The organism is Nocardioides sp. Z13_37 (assembly GCF_058355585.1).
The window spans coordinates 106,192-124,559 of sequence record NZ_JBZGDV010000008.1 but is presented as its reverse complement, the minus strand read 5'-3'; the positions used below and the strand labels follow the sequence as shown (position 1 = coordinate 124,559).

At 71.7% G+C, this 18,368-nt stretch carries 15 protein-coding genes and 1 tRNA gene; 1 reads left to right on the top strand and 15 read right to left on the bottom strand.

All coding sequences use genetic code 11. From position 1 onward, the window contains the following. Nucleotides 1-14 precede the first annotated feature (14 nt). The 14 genes from AC4H2S_RS17915 to AC4H2S_RS17850 all read right to left on the bottom strand — a co-directional run bounded on the left by AC4H2S_RS17915 (nucleotide 15) and on the right by AC4H2S_RS17850 (nucleotide 17,553). Nucleotides 15-1,541 carry a SpaH/EbpB family LPXTG-anchored major pilin gene (locus tag AC4H2S_RS17915; RefSeq protein ID WP_491498333.1) on the bottom strand — a complete coding sequence of 509 codons (1,527 nt, stop codon included), beginning with the start codon at nucleotides 1,539-1,541 and terminating at the stop codon, nucleotides 15-17. Nucleotides 1,542-1,650: 109 nt separating this feature from the next. Continuing rightward, nucleotides 1,651-4,467: a CshA/CshB family fibrillar adhesin-related protein gene (locus tag AC4H2S_RS17910; protein ID WP_491498332.1), complete on the bottom strand. Its 2,817-nt coding sequence runs from the start codon at nucleotides 4,465-4,467 to the stop codon at nucleotides 1,651-1,653. A gap of 164 nt (nucleotides 4,468-4,631) precedes the next feature. Beyond that, on the bottom strand, nucleotides 4,632-5,072 hold the full coding sequence (locus tag AC4H2S_RS17905) for a MarR family winged helix-turn-helix transcriptional regulator (protein ID WP_491498331.1): 441 nt from the start codon (nucleotides 5,070-5,072) through the stop codon (nucleotides 4,632-4,634). 142 nt (nucleotides 5,073-5,214) lie between these two features. Next, entirely contained in the window at nucleotides 5,215-6,207 is a 993-nt protein-coding gene (locus AC4H2S_RS17900; RefSeq protein ID WP_491498330.1) for an aldo/keto reductase, read from the bottom strand. A 14-nt stretch (nucleotides 6,208-6,221) separates the two neighbouring features. After that, nucleotides 6,222-6,944: an L-ribulose-5-phosphate 4-epimerase AraD gene (gene araD, locus AC4H2S_RS17895; RefSeq protein ID WP_491498329.1), complete on the bottom strand. Its 723-nt coding sequence runs from the start codon at nucleotides 6,942-6,944 to the stop codon at nucleotides 6,222-6,224. Further along, a complete protein-coding gene (araA, locus tag AC4H2S_RS17890) occupies nucleotides 6,944-8,455 on the bottom strand; it encodes an L-arabinose isomerase (RefSeq protein ID WP_491498328.1) in 1,512 nt (503 codons plus the stop codon). Before araA ends, araD begins: the two co-directional genes overlap by 1 nt. Then, entirely contained in the window at nucleotides 8,452-10,182 is a 1,731-nt protein-coding gene (araB, locus tag AC4H2S_RS17885; protein WP_491498327.1) for a ribulokinase, read from the bottom strand. The genes araA and araB overlap by 4 nt, the downstream gene beginning before the upstream one ends. Further along, a complete protein-coding gene (locus tag AC4H2S_RS17880; protein ID WP_491498326.1) occupies nucleotides 10,179-11,246 on the bottom strand; it encodes a LacI family DNA-binding transcriptional regulator in 1,068 nt (355 codons plus the stop codon). Before AC4H2S_RS17880 ends, araB begins: the two co-directional genes overlap by 4 nt. Next, on the bottom strand, nucleotides 11,243-12,244 hold the full coding sequence (gene yjfF / locus AC4H2S_RS17875; protein WP_491498325.1) for a galactofuranose ABC transporter, permease protein YjfF: 1,002 nt from the start codon (nucleotides 12,242-12,244) through the stop codon (nucleotides 11,243-11,245). Before yjfF ends, AC4H2S_RS17880 begins: the two co-directional genes overlap by 4 nt. A 70-nt stretch (nucleotides 12,245-12,314) precedes the next feature. Then, the gene (locus AC4H2S_RS17870) at nucleotides 12,315-13,373 is read right to left on the bottom strand and encodes an ABC transporter permease (protein WP_491498324.1); all 1,059 of its coding nucleotides are present in this window, start codon (nucleotides 13,371-13,373) and stop codon (nucleotides 12,315-12,317) included. Next, entirely contained in the window at nucleotides 13,366-14,943 is a 1,578-nt protein-coding gene (locus AC4H2S_RS17865; RefSeq protein ID WP_491498323.1) for a sugar ABC transporter ATP-binding protein, read from the bottom strand. The genes AC4H2S_RS17870 and AC4H2S_RS17865 overlap by 8 nt, the downstream gene beginning before the upstream one ends. Before the next feature lie 91 nt (nucleotides 14,944-15,034). Continuing rightward, the gene (locus AC4H2S_RS17860) at nucleotides 15,035-16,036 is read right to left on the bottom strand and encodes an ABC transporter substrate-binding protein (RefSeq protein WP_491498322.1); all 1,002 of its coding nucleotides are present in this window, start codon (nucleotides 16,034-16,036) and stop codon (nucleotides 15,035-15,037) included. A 278-nt stretch (nucleotides 16,037-16,314) separates the two neighbouring features. Continuing rightward, complete coding sequence (locus tag AC4H2S_RS17855; RefSeq protein WP_491498321.1) at nucleotides 16,315-17,355, bottom strand: LacI family DNA-binding transcriptional regulator; 1,041 nt, start codon at nucleotides 17,353-17,355, stop codon at nucleotides 16,315-16,317. A gap of 125 nt (nucleotides 17,356-17,480) precedes the next feature. Next, a tRNA-Thr gene (locus tag AC4H2S_RS17850) sits at nucleotides 17,481-17,553 on the bottom strand. A gap of 129 nt (nucleotides 17,554-17,682) precedes the next feature. Between AC4H2S_RS17850 and AC4H2S_RS17845 the strand changes: the two genes are divergently transcribed. Beyond that, nucleotides 17,683-18,126: an OsmC family protein gene (locus tag AC4H2S_RS17845; RefSeq protein WP_491498320.1), complete on the top strand. Its 444-nt coding sequence runs from the start codon at nucleotides 17,683-17,685 to the stop codon at nucleotides 18,124-18,126. 7 nt (nucleotides 18,127-18,133) lie between these two features. On the opposite strand, the gene AC4H2S_RS17840 is transcribed toward AC4H2S_RS17845, so the two are convergent. After that, complete coding sequence (locus AC4H2S_RS17840; protein ID WP_491498319.1) at nucleotides 18,134-18,307, bottom strand: DUF6767 domain-containing protein; 174 nt, start codon at nucleotides 18,305-18,307, stop codon at nucleotides 18,134-18,136. Nucleotides 18,308-18,368: the final 61 nt, after the last annotated feature.

Below are 18,368 nucleotides of genomic sequence, written 5' to 3'. Positions count from 1 at the left end.
GACTCGTCGGTCGGTCAGGCCTGCGCCGTGCGGCGGCGGTTGACCACCGAGAGGGCGATTGCCAGGCCGAGCACGAGCGCGCCGCCCGCGAGCAGCGCGGCGCGACCCTGGCCACCGGTGGAGGGCAGCGCGGGCGCCACCTGCTGCACGTTCTCGATGGTGAGGTCGACGCCGGTCGTGGCGCCGGTGCGGACCTTGACGGGGGTGTAGGCGTCGTCACCGCTCGGGGTGACGAAGCCGGCCGGCGCCTGGACCTCCTTGAGGACGTAGCACCGTGCGTCCGCGCTCGCCTTCTCGTTGACGCTGTCGCTGACGAACAGGCCCTTGACCGAGATCCGGCCGTCCGCGTCCGAGGTGAAGACCGACGTGCCGTCCACGGTCAGCGGCGACCCGGTGGGCCGGGCCGCGGTGCAGTCCGCGGCGTACGGGTCAGCGGCGGCGTAGACCTCGAACTTCGCCCCCGCCAGACCGGTCCCGGGGCTGGCGGCGTCGGTCTTGTCGATGACGAGGTCACCCCAGTTGGTCTCGACGGTGTTGGACGTGATGCCGCCCGTCTCGGAGGGGTCATTGACGAACACGGTCGCCTCGTTGGTGATCGTGCCGTCGCCGATCGACTCGACCGTGCCCTCGAACGTCGTCACCAGCCGCTGGTCGCCCTGGGTGGCGAGCCAGGCCAGGCCGGCGGGGGTGAAGACCACGCGCACGGTGTTGCCGTCGACCTCGACGGCGTAGTGCGACGCGTCGACGTCCTGGCCACCGAGGCTCACGCCGGCGACGCCGACCGAGCCCAGGCGGGCGTCGAGGGTGTCCTGCACGACGTAGTTTTCGAAGCTGGTGCCGGGGGTGAGGCCGGGCACCCGCGTGGTGACCGGGAAGGACACCGTGCTGCCGAGGCCGAGACCGTCAGCGGGCTGCGCGGTGACCGACTTGGTGATGTCGACGAGACCGTTCTTGGGGTAGACGTGCACCTCGTAGAGCCAGCCGTCCTGGAACGGGAGCGGGATGGTGACGACGAACGGGTTGGCCCGCTGAACGACGGATGCGGGAGCGTCGGTCTCGACGACCACGTAGGCACCGATCCGGTCCAGGTCGAGCCGGGTGGTGCCGTCAGCGCCGGTGGTGCCGACGTCCTTCGCGGCACCGATGGTCCACGGGCCGCTGGGCGCGCCGGGGCCGCCGGTCAGTGTGCTGCCGTCGGCGGAGACCTCGAGGTCCTCGAGGTGGTCCCAGGTGCCGGGCACGGTCAGGTCGACGGGCTTCCCGCTGGCGTCGACGATCTCGTAGACGGTGAACTCCGCCCCCTCGACCGGCGCGGACGGGATGGGCGTGCCGGTGCCGTCGGGGTTCTGCTCGGCGTCGGTGCCGACCTGGTTCTCGTGCTTGTGCACGATGATCGAGCCCGAGGCGTCCTCGTCGATGTTGCCGAAGCTCGGCGCGGCGTCGGCGCCCGTCGCCATCCCCAGGGTGGCGCCCACGGTCAGCGTCCCGGCCGCGAGCGCGGCGAGGAAGCGCCTCCTCCGGTTCATGCCTGTGTGTGACACGGGTGTTCATTCCTTTCTGGGCGTCCGCGCTGATGAAGGGAGCAGGCGGACGATCTGGCGCCACGGACGTGGCGCAGGCTGGGGCCAGGTGACGTGACGTGGGTGGACATCAGCTGCGGCGGGCCCGTCGGGTGCGAACGCCGCGCCGGAGGCCGAGGAGCGCACCGAGGGACAGCAGGAGGATCCCGCCGCCGAGGTAAGCGTCCCGGCCGAGGCCACCGGTCACCGGCAGCGACAGCGACGGCACCGACTGGTTGACGAACCGGTAGACGGCGTGGGTCCCGGCCCGGAGGGTGACCGCGTCGTCCGGGTCGACCGCCCGCCACGTGCGCCCCCCGTCGGTGCTCAGCTCGATCCGGTCGAGGTGGTAGCCGTCCGGCGCGCCGTCCGTGGCGCGCTCGCCGATCCGGTAGGGCTGGTCCGGACGGACCTCCCAGGTGGGCGCGGCTTCCAGCGACGCGGTTCCTGGCGTCTCGTGCTCGGCAAGGTCGAGGTCGGACGCCTGCGGGCGCGCGCCGAGGGTCCAGTCGCCGGGCTCGGCGTCGCCTCCCTCGACCTCCTTGAGGAGGGAGAGCCGAGCCGTGGTGTTGGTGAGCGTGCAGGAGACGTCCTGGCCCGGGCGCAGGGTCACCCCGTCGTCGGGCGCGGTGACCTCACGACCCGTCCGGTCGTCGACGCACTGCCAGCCCTCCTCGGTGGCGACGTACTCGTCGGGGCCACGCTCGCTGAGCTGGTAGGTCACGTCCGCAGAGACCCCGACGGTGGTGCCGGTCGTCGCGTCCCGGTGACCGGGCAGCGCGTCCGCCGGGCCCGTCGCCGACAGCCCCCAGTCGTCCGGCGACCGCTCGCCGTACTCGACCTCCTTGAGCAGGGTGAGGCGCTGGTCGCAGCTGACCTCGTTGGTGACCCGGTAGCGGTTCGTCGACTGCGGGAGCGTCACCGTCGCGGTCGCCGTGCCGCTGCGCAGGTCCACGCCACCTTCCGGCAGGCCGTCGCCGGTGAGGGTGCTCCGGGTGACCGTGCAGCCGGCGATGGCGTCGTCGATGGCCACGGTCTCGCCGATCCGGACCTCGTCACCGGGCTGGTAGCCGCCCTGCCACACGCCCCACTCGGGGTCCGCGTCGGCCACCGGGTCGAGCGTGGGACGGGCGTCGAGGCCATCGGGCTGGTCGCCGTGCGGGTAGCGCTCGCCGTCGACGAGCCACGCCTTGTCCACCACCAGGCGGGCAGGCAGCTCGAGCCGGTAGTCCTCGACCTCGCCGCTCCGGGACACACCCGTGGGCTGCTCGGCGGCGGCGCGGTCCTCGGCGATGCGCACCCGGAGGTAGGTGTGGCTGCCGTCCGGGCTGGCACCGGCCGGCACCGTCCACTCCAGGTCGACGGTATGCGGGCCGCCCGCGGCGCACTCCGCGGTGGCAGAGCGCTCCTCCGCGTCGAACGTCCCGTTGCCGTTCCAGTCGATCCAGGCCGAGACGTACGACGTCCCGGTCGTCGGGCCGTAGCAGGCGACGTCCTCGACCACGAAGGGCTGCGGGCTCGCCGCGTCGAGCAGCGCCACGGGCAGGGCGAACCCGTCGCGGGCGAGCGTCGTCGCGCCCAGGCCGTCCTCGTCCGCACGTCCCGTGACGTCGTCACCGTCCGCCGCAGCGGTGCCACGGTGGGTCGGCTCGGCGTCGACGACCTCGCCGAGGATGCTCCGCCGCGGCAGCTCGTAGCGCGCCTGGGGGGCGGTGGACAGGTTGGTCGTGACGCCCTTGCGGATCTCGCCGTCGGTCCATCGGGGCTGGAGAAGAGCGCCCGCCTCGCCGTAGCTGGTGGGGGCGTCGCCGAAGTCGGTGTTGAGCACGTAGCCGAGCGCGATCGCGCTGTAGCCACGGCCCTGGGTCTCGACCCGGGCGGCGACCTGGGAGGCGCCCGACGTGTTCTCCAGGAACGCGACCGCGGTCGGGCCGTGGCCGTTCGGGTCGGGAGTGGGCCAGGCGTTGCCGTTCTGGTAGGTGCACTCCTGCCCGTCGACCCCCATGCGGAGGGCGTTCCCCTGCCAGGTCGCCACGCTCGACACCTGCGTGCAGGTGCGCTCCTGCTCCAGCAGGCGCCACGTCGCGGTCGTGTCGGTGGCGCTGGCCTGGACCCACTCCGGGCCGTTGTTGCTCCACGTGTTGGCCGTGTTGCGGGCGCTGGATGCCTCCGCGTCGGCGAAGACGATGCCCTCGAGAGGGAGCGGCTGGCCGTCGAGGCTGGCGCTGCAGGTGAAGTCGAACGACATCCGCGCGCCGTCGGTCTGCGCGTCGGTGACCGGGACGGGCGCGCTGTCACGCAGGCCCGGGTTGGGGTTGCCGAGCCCGATCACCATCGAGTTGGGGTTGCGGAAGTCGTCGGGGAACACCGGCTTGCGACCCTGCGTCGGTACGGCGTACCCGGGCCCGCCGACGTTGTAGAGGTCGTCGAGGGCGTCGCCGGCCCAGCTGCCCGGGGCGTAGGCGACCAGGGGCGGGGTGAGCGTCTCCCCCGTGTTGGAGCCGTGCTGGCCGGTCCCGAGCGACTGCTCCCAGCGCAGCCCGCTGACGGTGCAGTCCACGCGCAGGGTCTGGCTGCCGACCCGGCGGGTCGAGGTCACCGTCTTCGTGCTCTGGGGGTTCTGCAGCACGACCTCGTTGTTCCGGGTCCCCCACTGGACCCAGTCGATGACGTCGACGTACGCGCCCTTGCTCGTCGGGCCGGCGAACACGGCCTCGGCCGTCTGGCGTCCGGCGACGCCGTCGACCATGCCGAGCCCTGCGGTGGCCAACGCCAGCACGACAGCTGTCCGGACACCGGTCCCGGGGGTGTGGGTCCGGCGGCGCCGATCCTGGTACGTCATCGTCTCGAGCTCCCAGCGCAGTGCTTCCTGGTGCAGCCGCGATCCCCCGAACATCTGGCGCTGCATTATCTGCGTCGGCAACTATAGGTATGGAAGATATCCACCGGTAATCGTCTGGGGGTGACGTCACGCACACGCCGGGATCCTGCTCCCGGGCGCGCGATGGCCTGCGCGCGCCCAAGCGGCGCGGCGTGCGCGGCGTGCGCGGAGTGCGCGGAGTGCGCGGAGTGCTACGCGCCCTCGGCGAGACGGTTGAGGTAGGCGAGCACGTGGCGGGCCTCGGTGGCGCTCTTGAACTGCGCGAGGCTCTGGCGGACCAGGGCGCGGTGCTCCTCCACGACCTCACGCGCGAGGTCGAGGCCCGCGGCCGTGAGCGACACGAAGACCACGCGTCGGTCGCTCTCGTGGGCGCTCCGCTCGACGAGCCCCTTCTCGACCAGGCGGTCGATGACCTTCGTCGCGGAGCCGCTGCTGTAGAAGAGGGCCTGGGCGAGCTCCTGCGTGCGCGAGCGGTGGCCCTCGGCCTCGAGCAGGCGCCGGAGCACGTCGAACGTGGGCTTGCTCAGACCGTGCCGGTCCCTCAGATGGGCCTCGAAGATGCGGATCAGCCGGTCGTGGGCGTAGACGAGGGCGCGCCACGCCTCGTTGACGTCGTGGCCGCTCTCGCTCATGGCCGCCTTTCCGCGCGGGTGCAGGTGTCCGCGGACGTCCGGCCCGCGGCGCGGACTCTACCGTCGTACGGGTCTCCGGCCGGGACGCTTCCAGCGCACGGCTCCGGTGTCGGAGTGTCGACCACAGGACGCGGGATGGAGCTCACCAGCGCCCGTGGACCTGCTCCCTGATGCGCCGGTCGTAGAGGTCGCGCACGCCGTCGACGAACGAGGCGGGCAGCTCCTGGACCAGGCCGGCGGCGGCGTTGGCCCGCGCCTGGTCGACGTTGCGCGCGCCCGGGATGACCGTCGAGACGCCCGGCTGCTGCCAGACCCACGCGATCGCGGCCTGGGCCGGTGTGACGTCGAGTCCCGAGGAGGACACGAGCGCCGCGAACTCCTGCGCCGCCTCGACGCCCGTGGCGTAGTCGACACCGGAGAAGGTCTCGCCGACGTCGAACGCGCTGCCGTCGCGGTTGTAGGTGCGGTGGTCGTCCTGGGCGAAGGTGGTGTCGAGGTCGTACTTCCCGGACAGCAGCCCCGACGCCAGCGGCACCCGGGCGATGATCCCGACGCCGGCAGCCCGGGCCGCGGGGAGCACCTCGTCGAGCGGCTTCATCCGGAAGGCGTTGAGGATGATCTGCACGCTGGCGACGCCGGGCCGGGCGATCGCGCTGAGGGCCTGCGCGCACGTCTCGACGCTGACGCCGTACGCCGTGATGACGCGCTCGTCGACGAGGCGGTCCAGGACGTCGTACGTCGCGTCGTCGTCGATGACCTCGCTCGGCGGGCAGTGCAGCTGCACGAGGTCGATCGTGTCCACCCCGAGGTTCGTGCGGGACCGGTCGAGCCAGGAGCGGAGGTGGGGCTCGACGTAGTTGGCCGGCACCTGGTCCATCCGGCGGCCGATCTTGGTCGCGACCGTGAAGCCGGCGTCCGGGTGCGCGTGGACGAAGCGGCCGACCAGCTGTTCACTGCGGCCGTCGCCATAGACGTCGGCGGTGTCGTAGAACGTCACGCCGGCCTCGGCCGAGGCCTCCAGCACGGCCATCGCGTCGGACTCGCTGACGTCGCCCCAGTCGGCGCCGAGCTGCCACGTGCCGAGCCCGACGACCGAGGCGGAGAAGGGCGTGCGCGGGAGGGGACGTGACTCCATCGTTGCTCCAGTCATCAGGCAGGGCCCGAGAGGGCGCGGTCGGGATTACCGTAGTAGGCGCCCGGTCCGTGCTTGCGGCTGAAGTGCCGCTCGAAGAGGTGGTCGGGCGACGAGGCCGCTGGGTTGAGCGTCAGCGTGCGCATCGCCATCTCGGCCACGGCCTCGAGGATCACCGAGTGCTCCACCGCCTCGGCGGCCGTCGCGCCCCAGGTGAACGGCCCGTGGCCCGCGACCAGCGCGCCTGGCACGCCGAGCGCATCCGCTCCCATCACCTCGACCAGCACGCGGCCGGTGTTGAGCTCGTAGTCGCTCGCGCACTCCTCGGCCGTGAGGGTCCGGGTGACCGGCACGGGCCCGTTGAAGGTGTCGGCGTGGGTGGTGCCGAGCATCGGTACCGGCCGGCCTGCCTGGGCGAAGGAGACGGCGTACATCGAGTGCGTGTGCGCGACGCCGCCGAGACCGGCGTGCTCGAGGTAGAGCAACCGGTGCGTCTCGCTGTCGGTCGACGGCTTGAGGTCGCCGGTGAGCACGCGTCCCGTCTCGACCTCGACGGGCACCAGGTGCTCGAGGGCGAGCTCGTCGTAGGGCACACCCGACGGCTTGATGACGTAGACCCCGCGCTCGCGGTCGAAGCCGCTGACGTTGCCCCAGGTCAGGGTGGCCAGGCCTTCTCGGGGGATGACCTGGTTGGCCGCCAGCACCTCGTGCAGGAGGTCGTCCGAGACGGGGCCCGACATCACAGCCCCTCCGCGAGCCGGTGGTAGGCGGCGTTCCACCGCAGCTCGCGCTTGAAGCTGCGGGGGGTCGTCTCGTCATCGATGACCACCAGCTCGACGCCGGTCATCTCGGCGAGGTCCTCGAACGCCTCGACGCCGATCGCCTTCGACAGCACGGTGTGGTGCGGGGCGCCCGCCATCAGCCACGCCTCGGCGGACGTCGACAGGGAGGGACGCGGCTCCCACACCGCGCACGCCACCGGCAGCAGTGGCAGGTCGGCGTCGGGCTCGACCACGTCGATGTCGTTGACCGTCAGGCGGAACCGGTCTCCCAGGTCGGACAGGCCGGCGACGACGCCGCGCCCCGGGTCGGCGGTGAAGCGCAGGCGGACCGGGTCCTCGCGGCCACCGATGGAGAGCGGGTGCACCTCGAGCGACGGCCTCTCGGTGGTGATGGTGGGACAGACCTCGAGCATGTGCGCGCCGAGGATCTTCTCCTGCCCCGGCACCAGGTGGTACGTGTAGTCCTCCATGAACGACGTGCCCCCGGGTAGCCCCGCGGCCATGGTCTTGGTGGCGCGCAGCAGCACCGAGGTCTTCCAGTCGCCCTCACCGCCGAAGCCGTAGCCGTCGGCCATCAGCCGCTGGACCGCGAGGCCCGGGAGCTGGCGCAGCCCGCCGAGGTCCTCGAAGTTGGTGGTGAAGGCGCCGAAGCCCCCGGAGGTGAGGAACTCGCGCAGGCCGAGCTCGATCCGCGCGCCGTAGCGCAGCGAGTCGGCGCGCTCGCCGCCCGGCCGCAGCTCGGGCGCGACGGCGTAGGCGTCGACGTACTCGTGCACCAGCTTGTCGATGTCGGCGTCCGCGATCTCGTCGACGACGGCCACCAGGTCGTTGACGCCGTAGGTGTTGACCGAGACGCCGAAGCGCAGCTGTGCCTCGACCTTGTCGCCCTCGGTGACCGCGACGTCGCGCATGTTGTCGCCGAAGCGGGCGAGCCTGAGGTGCGACAGCTCGTGGCGGCCCAGGGCGGCACGCGCCCAGACCGCGACCCGCTGCGCGACGCCCGGGGAGTCGACGTGCCCCGCGACGGTCTTGCGGGCGACGCCGAGGCGGGACTGGATGTAGCCGAACTCGCGGTCGCCGTGGGCGGCCTGGTTGAGGTTCATGAAGTCCATGTCGATCGTGGACCACGGGAGCTCCATGCCGGCCTGGGTGTGCAGGTGGAGCAACGGCTTGCGCAGGGCGTCGAGACCGGCGATCCACATCTTCGCCGGCGAGAAGGTGTGCATCCATGCGATGACACCGACGCACCCGGGGTCGGAGTTGGCGTCGAGCATCTGCCGGTGGATCGACGCCGCGTCGAGCAGCACCGGCTTCCACACCACGGTGACCGGCAGGTCGCCTCCCGCGCCCAGGCGATCGGCGATGGCCCGCGACTGGGACGCCACCTGGTCCAGGGTCTCCGGACCGTAGAGGCCCTGGCTCCCGGTCAGGAACCAGACCTCGGGGGTGGGGACGGACGTCATGCTCATGCGGGGTTCCCTCCGTGGGTGGCGATGGCAGCGGCGCGGCGGGCGACGGCGTGGCGCCGGATCGCCTTGAGCCGCCGCATCGTGGTGGTCGCGCGGCCGAAGTGGTCGTGCAGCGCGACGTACTGCTCGAACAGCAGGTCGTACGCCGCCGCGCGCGCCTCGTCGGGCACGTAGACGTGGCGACGCACCTTGCCCATCTGCTTGGCGGCGGTCGGCACGTCGTCGTAGGCCCCCGCAGCGACCGCGGCGTGGATCGCCGAGCCGAGCGCCGGTCCCTGCTCGGAGTCGATGATCGACAGCGGCAGGCGGGTGACGTCGGCGTAGACCTGCATGAGCAGGGCGTTCCTGGCCAGTCCGCCCGCGACGATGAACTCCTCGACCGGGACGCCGCTGTCGCGGAAGGTCTCGACGATCATGCGCGTGCCGAAGGCGGTCGCCTCGAGCAGCGCCCGGTAGACGTCCTCGGCCCGGGTGGCCAGCGTCTGGCCGACGACCAGGCCCGACAGCTCGTGGTCGACGAGCACCGACCGGTTGCCGGAGTGCCAGTCGAGCGCGACGAGCCCGTGCTCACCGATCTCCTGCCCGGCGGCGAGCCGGGTCAGGTGCTCGTGCACCGACTCCCCCGCCGCCGCGGCCGCCGCGGCGTAGGAGGCGGGCACGCCGTGCTCGGCGAACCAGCCGAAGATGTCGCCCACCCCGCTCTGGCCGGCCTCGTAGCCCCAGAGCCCGTCGACGATGCCGCCGTCGACGACGCCACACATGCCGGGCACCTCGCGCAGCACCTCGGCGTTCATCACGTGGCAGGTCGAGGTGCCCATGATCGCCACCATCTGGCCGGGGCCGACGGCCTGGGCGGCGGGCGCGGTGACGTGGGCGTCCACGTTGCCGACGGCCACGGCGATGCCCTCGGGCAGGCCGGTCCACGCCGCGGCCTCCGCGGTCAGCGTGCCGGCGCGCTCGCCCAGCGCGCCGATGGGGTGCTCGAGCTTGTCGGTGACGAAGCCACCGAAGCCGGGCGCGAGCGCGGTGAGGAATCCGGACGAGGGGTAGGCGCCGTCCTGGCCGTCGAACGTCTGGAGCTGCCCCTTGTAGCCGGCGGTGCAGGCGTTGCGGACGTAGGTGCCGCACAGCTGCCACACGATCCAGTCCGCAGCCTCGACCCAGTGCGCCATCCGCTCGTAGAGGTCGACGTCCTCCTCGAACAGCTGCAGTCCCTTGGCGAACTCCCACTCCGAGGAGATCAGCCCGCCGTAGCGCGGGAGCCAGGGCTCGTTCCGCTCGCGGGCGAGGCGGTTGATCCGGTCGGCCTGCCCCTGGGCGGCATGGTGCTTCCACAGCTTCACGTAGGCGTGCGGCCGCTCGCCCAGGCCGTCGACCTCGTTGAGCGGGGTGCCGTCGGCGAGGGTCGGCACCATCGTGCAGGCGGTGAAGTCGGTGGCGATCCCGATCACCTGGGCGGGGTCGATGCCGGCGGCCTCGACCGCGGCCGGGACGGCGACGCGCAGCACCTCGCGGTAGTCCTCGGGCACCTGCAGGGCCCACTCCGGTGCCAGTGGGAGCTCGGTGCCGGCGAGGTGGGCGGGAAGCGACCGCTCGAGCACGGCGTGCGGGTAGGGGTGGACACCGGTGCCGAGCTCCGCGCCGTCGGAGACGCGTACGACGACGGCGCGCCCCGACAGGGTGCCGTAGTCGACGCCGACGACGTACCGCTCGCTGGGGTCGGTCATGGTGAGGACGTCCTCTCGACGGGTGCGGCGCTGCTGGCCCGCACCACGAGCTCGGGCTTGATGAGTCGGTCGGGGGCGGGCTCGTCGGCGATGGCGGCGCGCAGGATCTCGATCGCACGACGACCGACGGCCTCGAAGTCCTGTCGGACCGTCGTCAGGGGCGGGATGAGGTAGGGCGCCTCGGGGATGTCGTCGAAGCCGACGACGCTCACGCCTCGCTGCCCGCCGGGCACGGTGCGGCCTGCCTCGCTCAGCGCGCGCAGGAGACCCAGCGCCATCTGGTCGTTGGCGCAGAAGACGGCGGTCACCTCCTCGTCGGCCGCGATCTCGCGCCCCACCTCGAAGCCACTGGCGGCCGACCAGTCGCCGGTGACGTGCTGGGACGGGCGGAGCCCGGCGGCGTACATCGCGTTCTGCCAGCCCTGCAGGCGGGCGCGTGCCTCGGTCCAGTCCTGCGGGCCCGCGACGTGGACGATGTCGGTGTGCCCCAGCTCGATGAGGTGGCGCGTGCCGAGCTCCGCGCCGGCCACCTGGTCGACGCCGACGGTCCAGCGGGTCCTCAGCGGGTCGCCCTCGACGACGACCACCGGCACGCCCCACTGCTCCTGCGCGCGAGCGACGCCGACCGCGTCGTCGGTGGCCGAGATGAGCACGATGCCTTCGACGCCCTGGTTGCGCAGGTGGTCGATCGCGTCGACGAGCTCCTCACGGGACAGGCTCTGGAGGTTGGCCGAGCTGACGAAGTAGCCCGCGTCGCGGCCGGCGGCCTGGATGGTGCGGTGCACGGTCGAGGGACCCCAGTAGCCGCTCTTGGAGCCGATGACGCCGATGGTCGCGGACCTGCGGGTGACCAGCGCTCGAGCGGCCGTGTTGGGGCGGTAGCCGAGCTGGCGGATCGCGTCCTCGACCTTCTCCCGCGTCGCCGGGCGCAGGTTGCTCTGCCCGTTGATGACCCGGGAGACCGTCTGGTGGGAGACCCCCGCCAGCCTGGCCACGTCGGCCATGACCGGCGTACGTCGCTGGTGCGCCGGCGGCATCTCCGGCGTGGGTGAGGTCTCGGTCATGCCCGGCGCCTGGTGGCGAAGCGCTGCACGACCACGAACGCCAGGAGGAGCACCCCGGTGATGATGCGGATCCAGTAGGAGCTGAGGGTGCCGTCGAAGGAGATGAGGGTCTTGATGATGCCGAGCACCAGCACGCCGAGGAGCGAGCCGAGGACGTAGCCGCGGCCGCCGGTCAGCAGCGTGCCGCCGATGACGACCGCGGCGATGGCGTCGAGCTCCATGCCGATGGCGTGCAGGCTGTTGCCCGAGAGGATGTAGAGGGAGAACAGCAGGCCGGCCAGCGCGGCGCAGAAGCCACTGATCACGTAGACGCCGACCTTGGTGGCCGCGACCCGCAGGCCCATCAGCATCGCCGAGCTCTCGTTGCCGCCGATCGCGTAGACCGTGCGGCCGAAGCGGGTGCGCGCCAGGACGTACGCAGCGACGGCGACCGCGACGAGCGCGATGATGGCGGTCCACCGGATGTAGTAGTCGCCGATCCAGACGGTCCTGAACGCCAGCTCGGTGAAGGTGGGGTCCTTGATCGAGATCGACTCGACGCTGATCAGGTAGGTGAGCCCGCGAGCCAGGAACAGCCCTGCGAGCGTGGCGATGAACGGCTGGATGTCGAAGTAGTGGATGAGCAGGCCCATCAGCAGCCCGAGGAGCGTGCCGGTCGCGAGCACGGCGACCATCGACAGGTAGGGCGACCACCCCATGTCGAGCGTCTTGGCGGCGATCATCGTCGACAGCGCCACGACGGAGCCGACCGAGAGGTCGATGCCGCCGGTGAGGATGACGAAGGTCATCCCGACGGCGAGGACGACGAGGAAGGCGTTGTCGATCAGCAGGCTGAGGAGCACCTGGGGGTCGGTGAGCCCGTCGTACCGCAGCCCGCCGAGGCCGTAGAGGCCGAGGAAGAGCGCCGCGGTGGCGATGATCGGCAGGTAGCGGTGGGGCGGGCGGTAGGTCCGGACCCGGTCCCAGGTCGACGCGGTGGGGACGGTGACGGCGCTCATCTCGGGGTCCCTGCGGCGTTGTCCGACGGAGGAGCGAGGCGGGGGAGGCGACGAACGCCGTGGGGTGGGTTCATGCGGGGGAACCTGCCTTCGCGAGGACGGGGGTGGGTGCGTCCGGCCGGCGTACGCGCAGCAGGGCGCGCGCCTTCGGCGACTGGAGGAGGCACACCGCGATGACGACGATCGCCTTGAAGAGGTAGTTGACCTCCGAGGGGATGCCGATGTTGGGGATCGTGCGGGCCAGGGTCGCGATGAACAGCGCGCCGACGAAGGTGCCGGCCAGCGAGAAGCGCCCGCCCATCAGCGACGTGCCGCCGATGACGACCGCGAGGATCGCGTCGAGCTCGATCCACAGGCCGAGGCTGTTGGCGTTGACGGAGTTGGTGTTGGCCGCGATCACGAGGCCGGCCAGACCCGCGCACAGACCAGAGAAGGCGTAGACGGTCCAGATGATGGTGCGGGCCCGCACGCCGGCGAGCCGACTGGCCTCCGGGTTGATGCCGACCGCCTCGATCAGCATGCCGAGCGCCGTGCGCCGGGTGAGGAGGGCGGTGAGGAGCACCATGGCGAGCGCGACCAGGAAGGCCAGCGGCAGCGTCAGCACGAAGCCCGACGCCAGGTCGCTGAACCAGGGGTTGTTGACGGTGGTGATCTGGCCGTCGGTGATGGCCATCGAGATGCCGCGCCCGGCGACCATGAGGATCAGCGTCGCGATGATCGGCTGGATCCCGAGGACGGAGACGAGGAAGCCGTTCCAGGCACCGAGCGCGAGGCACACGACGATGGCGTAGGTCATCGCCATGACGGCCGTGACGAGCGCGCCCTCGTCGCCGGCGCCGATGATCCGGGTGCAGGCGACCGCGGCCGCGATGGCGGCGATGGCGCCGACCGACAGGTCGATCCCGCGGGTCGCGATGACGAGCGTCATGCCCAGGGCGACGAGCATCACCGGTGCGCTGTTGCGCGCGATGTCGACGAGGTTGCCGTACAGGTGGCCGTCCTGCATCCGGACGTCGAGGAACGCGGGCTTCGCGATGACGTTGACCAGCAGCAGCACCACCAGCGCGAGCACGGGCCACACGAGCTGGTGGCGCAGCACCCGTTGCGCGCGGGTCGGGGACTCAGGCACGGGACTGCCCCTCCTCGCGGGCCTCGCCCGCGATGATCTCGAGGACGTCGCGGACGCTGACGTCGTCGTTGGCCTGCTCGTGGATCTTGCGACGCTCGCGCATCACGACCAGCCGGTCGCTGAGGCGCAGCACCTCCTCGAGCTCGGCGGAGATGAAGACGACCGAGAGCCCCTGCGCGGCGAGCTCGGCGACCTTGGCCTGGATCTGTGCCTTGGCGCCGATGTCGATGCCGCGGGTCGGCTCGTCGAGGATGAGGATCTCCGGCTGGGTGATCAGCCACCGCGCCAGCAGCACCTTCTGCTGGTTGCCGCCCGACAGGTTGCGCATCGGGGCCGTGGGGTCGGGCGGTCGGATGTCGAGGGCCTCGATGTACTCCTTGACCAGGCGGGCGCGCGTGGCCTGCGGGATCGGGCGGAGCCAGCCGCGTGAGGCCTGCAGGGCGAGCAGCATGTTGTCGGCCACGGTCAGGTCACCGACCACGCCCTCGGCCTTGCGGTCCTCGCTGGAGAACGCGATGTTGCGGTCGATCGCGTGTCGCGGGCTGCGCAGCCTGCGCCGGGTGGAGCGCACCGACAGCTCACCGCTGTCGGCGGTGTCGGCGCCGAAGAGCAGCCGGGCCAGCTCGGTGCGGCCCGAGCCCAGGAGGCCGGCGATGCCGACGACCTCGCCCTCGAAGAGCTCGAGGTCGGTGGCCTCGAGCGTGTTCTTGCGGCCGATGCCCACCGCCTTCAGCAGGGAGGTGCCGGACTCGGCGTCCGCGTGCGGGGCCGCGCGGTCGAGTCGGTCGAGCACCTCGAGCTCGCGGCCGATCATCAGGCGCACGAGCTCGAGCCGACTTGTCTCGGCGACCATCCGCTCCTCGACCAGCGTGCCGTTGCGCAGGATGGTCATGCGGTCGGCGATCTCGTAGACCTGGTCGAGGAAGTGGGAGACGAAGACGATGGCCACGCCTTCGTCGCGCAGCCGGCGCATGACGGTGAAGAGCTTCTCCACCTCGTCGGCGTCCAGGCTGGAGGTGGGCTCGTCCAGGATGAGCACCTTGGCCTCGACGTCCACCGCACGCGCGATCGCGACGAGCTGCTGCACCGCGATCGGGTGCTCGTCGAGGACCGTGCGCGGGTCGATGTCGATGCCGAGGTGGAGGAGCGTACGGCGGGCGCGGCGGTTCATCTCGCGCACGTGGACGGCCCCGAAGCGGCGCGGCTCCCGACCGAGCAGCATGTTCTCGGCCACCGTCAGGTTCGGCACCAGGTTGACCTCCTGGTAGACGGTGCTGATGCCCGCGGCCTGCGAGGCGGCCGGGGAGGAGAACTCGTGCTCCTCCCCGTCGACGAGCACCGTGCCCGAGTCGATCGTGTAGACGCCGGTGAGCGCCTTGATGAGGGTGGACTTGCCCGCGCCGTTCTCGCCCATCAGCGCGTGCACCTCGCCGGGGAACAACCGCACCGAGACGGCGTCGAGGGCGCGGACGGCGCCGAAGGTGATGGAGATGTCGCGCATCTCGATCACCGGCCGCTGGTCCGTCCCGGGCCGAGCGGCGTGCTCCGGCTGCGTCCTCATCTGGGTCATCTCGTTCCTCTCAGGCATCTCGGACTGATGCTGTGTCGCGCCCCGGGCGGGGTGCGGCACGGCCCGCGGGCGGCGCGGGCCGCGCGGCGGATCAGTACTGCCGGTCGGGCAGCGCCTCCTTGGCCTGCTCCTGCGTGAAGGTGCTCTCCTCGGTCACGACGCGCTCGGGGACCTCCTCGCCGTCGAGGACCTTGGCGGCCAGGTCCATCAGCTGGGGACCGAGCAGCGGGTTGCACTCGACGATGAAGTTGATCTTGCCGTCGGCGAGGGCCTGCATGCCGTCCTTGACCGCGTCGATCGTGATGATCTGGATGTCCTTGCCGGGCTCGAGGCCGGCGGCCTCGATCGCCTCGATCGCGCCGAGGCCCATGTCGTCGTTGTGCGCGAAGACGACGTCGATCGAGTCGTCGGACTGCAGGAACGACTCCATGACCTGCTTGCCGCCGTCACGGGTGAAGTCGCCGGTCTGCGACGCGGTCACCTCGATGGTGTCGTCGGCGCCGATCGTGGACGCGAAGCCCTCGGCGCGGTCGATCGCCGGGGCCGCGCCGGTCGTGCCCTCGAGCTGGACGACGGTGACTTTGCCGTCACCGTCCACGTCGGCGTCCTTGGCGTTCTCGACCAGCCACTCGCCGGCCTTCTCACCCTCGAGCACGAAGTCGGAGCCCAGGAAGGTCACGTAGAGCGAGGTGTCCTCCACGTCGACTGCGCGGTCGGTCAGGATGACGGGGATGTTGGCGGCCTTCGCCTCCTGGAGGACGGCGTCGAAGCCGGTCTCCACGACAGGGCTGAAGGCGATGACGTCGACCTTCTGCTGGATGTAGGACCGGATCGCCTGGATCTGGTTCTCCTGCTTGCCCTGGGCGTCGGTGAACTTGAGGTCGACGCCCTCGGCGTCGGCGGACTCCTGGATGGACTTCGTGTTGGCCGTGCGCCAGCCACTCTCGGCGCCCACCTGGGCGAATCCCATCGTGATCGTGCCGTCGTCGCTGCCGCTCTCGGACCCCGACGCCGCATCGGAGTCGCTGCCACAGCTGCTGAGAGCGAAGGTGCTCAAAGAGATCGCCGCCGCGGCGGCCAAGGTCTTCTTCACCACTGTCGTTCCTCCACATCAAAGGGGCGTCTCGCCCGTGTGACTGGCGTCACATGCCTTGAGTGTGAGCGCTAACATTCCACCGGTCAAGCCCCCGCGGGTCCGCGTTGTCACGAGATGTGAGCGCTCACCTGACACCGCCCACGGCAGTACGACGGTCGGCAGTCCGCCACGGCGTGCCCGTCGCCCGCGTCGAATGCGCCGGGGTGCCGGCGCCTCACCTGCTGCCGGGCGCCGCCCGGCGCGCGGGTGCCTGCCCCGAGGAGTCCGCTCGCGGCCTATCCGCGCCGCGGCTGAGCGCTGGGCGCAGCCGTGGATCGCCGCACCGTCAAGGTGGGCACGATCGGGTCCAGCACCGTGTCGCGATCACCGCGCACCGCGGCGAGCGCCACGCTGAGGGCACGGCGGCCCAGCTCGGCGAAGTCCTGGGACACCGTGGTCAGCGCGGGCCAGTAGTACGCGGCCTCCGGCACGTCGTCGAAGCCCACCACGCTGACGTCGTCCGGCACCCGTCGGCTGGCCTCGTGGAGCGCGTTGAGGAGGCCGAGCGCCATCGAGTCGTTCCCCGCGAAGACCGCAGTGACGTGGGGATCGTCGGCGATGAGCACGCCGGCACGGTGCCCGCTCTCCGGCGACCAGTCTCCGGCCAGCTCGGGGCCGGGCAGCAGGCCGCGCTCCTCGTGGGCCCTTCGCCAGCCGGCCCGCCGCTGCTCGGCCTCCACCCAGTCGGCAGGACCCGCCACGTGGGCGACGTGGCGGTGCCCGAGGTCGAGGAGGTGCCCGACCGCGAGCATCGCCCCGGCCACCTGGTCGATGCCGGACGACAACGGCGTCCCGGCCTGCACACCCTCCACGGTGACGATCGGGATCGGCAGCTGCAACGAACGGGTCAGCTCCGCGGCCTCCCGGTGGGCGACCGCGACGACGATCGCCTCGACCGCCTGGTCGCACAGCCGGTCGACCGCGTTGCCGAGGAGCTCGGCGGAGAACTCCGGCAGTCCCACCAGCGAGACGTCGTACCCCGCCTCGTAGCCCGCCTCCTGCACGCCGAGGGCGATCATGCTGGGGCCGTGGAGCGCCAGGTGGGCGGTCACCATGCCGATGCGCCTCGAGCGGTTCGTGGCGAGCAGCCGGGCCGCGAAGTTGCGGCGGTAGCCGAGCTCCTCGATGGCAGCGAGCACCCGGAGCCGCGTCTCCTCCTTGACCAGGGACGCGTCGTTCAGCACGCGGGAGACGGTCTGGTGCGAGACGCCCGCCCGCTCGGCGACCTGGGCCATGCTCGGCGACCGGGACGGCGTGGCCCTTCCCCGCTCCCCCATGTCAGGCATCCTAGGGCGGCTCAGCGCGCTGATCTCGAAGGAGGTCCCTGCGCGGCGCCAGCCACCACCGGTCGGTCCCGGACATGGAGGACTCCCCCGGGGTCTCGGGTCCCCGGGGGAGTCGGAGCCGCCTGTCAGAATCGAACTGACGACCTAATCATTACGAGTGATTCGCTCTACCGACTGAGCTAAGGCGGCGTGGCCCGCCGAGCGTGCTCAGTGGACCGCGGGCGAGTATACGGAAGAGGCCGGTCCGCACCGAATCACGGGTGGGGTGCACCGGCTAGGTTCGAGAGACTGTCCCATCCCCAACTTCCGGGAGGCACGATGCCCACTCGCACCGCACGCACGGCATGGAACGGCGGACTCCAGGACGGCTCCGGCCAGGTCGAGCTCACCAGCTCCGGCGTCGGCACCTACGACGTCAGCTTCCCCAAGCGCACCGCGGAGGACGCGGGCGGGACGACGAGCCCCGAGGAGCTCGTCGCCGCGGCCCACTCCTCCTGCTACGCCATGCAGCTCTCGGCGCTGATCGCAGAGGCCGGCGGCACCCCGCAGTCCCTCGAGGTCACCGCCGACGTCTCCCTCGGCGAGGACAAGGAGGCCGGCGGGTTCAAGCTCACCGGCATCAAGCTCACCGTCCGCGGCGAGGTGGAGGGGCTCGACGAGGCCGGCTTCACGCAGGCCGCCGAGAAGGCCAAGGCCGGCTGCCCGGTCAGCAAGGCGCTCGCCGCCGTCGACATCACCCTCGACGCCGCCCTCGAGGGCTGACGCCGACTCAACGGGCTGCGGCGCGTGCCTCGCGTCGCAGCTCGGCCAGTCGCTCGCGCAGCGCCGGGTCCCGCATCACCTCGGCGACCGTCGGGCAGTCCTGCGGCCCGGTCGTCCCGGGGACGCACAACGAGCAGGTCTCCCCCGGGCGCAGGGGGCAGCGGGCCTCGGCGGTCGCCATGGGCCCACGCTAGGCAGCCGCGACGTGCGGTCGTAGGGCCGAAGGTCCTCGCTGCCCCGCG

Coding starts and splice junctions, on each gene's coding strand:
- yjfF (WP_491498325.1), bottom strand. CDS start 12,244: ATGAGCGCCGTCACCGTCCCCACCGCGTCGACCTGGGACCGGGTCCGG.
- araA (WP_491498328.1), bottom strand. CDS start 8,455: ATGAGCATGACGTCCGTCCCCACCCCCGAGGTCTGGTTCCTGACCGGG.
- araD (WP_491498329.1), bottom strand. CDS start 6,944: ATGTCGGGCCCCGTCTCGGACGACCTCCTGCACGAGGTGCTGGCGGCC.
- AC4H2S_RS17900 (WP_491498330.1), bottom strand. CDS start 6,207: ATGGAGTCACGTCCCCTCCCGCGCACGCCCTTCTCCGCCTCGGTCGTC.
- AC4H2S_RS17905 (WP_491498331.1), bottom strand. CDS start 5,072: ATGAGCGAGAGCGGCCACGACGTCAACGAGGCGTGGCGCGCCCTCGTC.
- AC4H2S_RS17840 (WP_491498319.1), bottom strand. CDS start 18,307: ATGGCGACCGCCGAGGCCCGCTGCCCCCTGCGCCCGGGGGAGACCTGC.
- AC4H2S_RS17845 (WP_491498320.1), top strand. CDS start 17,683: ATGCCCACTCGCACCGCACGCACGGCATGGAACGGCGGACTCCAGGAC.
- AC4H2S_RS17855 (WP_491498321.1), bottom strand. CDS start 17,355: ATGGGGGAGCGGGGAAGGGCCACGCCGTCCCGGTCGCCGAGCATGGCC.
- AC4H2S_RS17880 (WP_491498326.1), bottom strand. CDS start 11,246: ATGACCGAGACCTCACCCACGCCGGAGATGCCGCCGGCGCACCAGCGA.
- araB (WP_491498327.1), bottom strand. CDS start 10,182: ATGACCGACCCCAGCGAGCGGTACGTCGTCGGCGTCGACTACGGCACC.
- AC4H2S_RS17910 (WP_491498332.1), bottom strand. CDS start 4,467: ATGCAGCGCCAGATGTTCGGGGGATCGCGGCTGCACCAGGAAGCACTG.
- AC4H2S_RS17865 (WP_491498323.1), bottom strand. CDS start 14,943: ATGACCCAGATGAGGACGCAGCCGGAGCACGCCGCTCGGCCCGGGACG.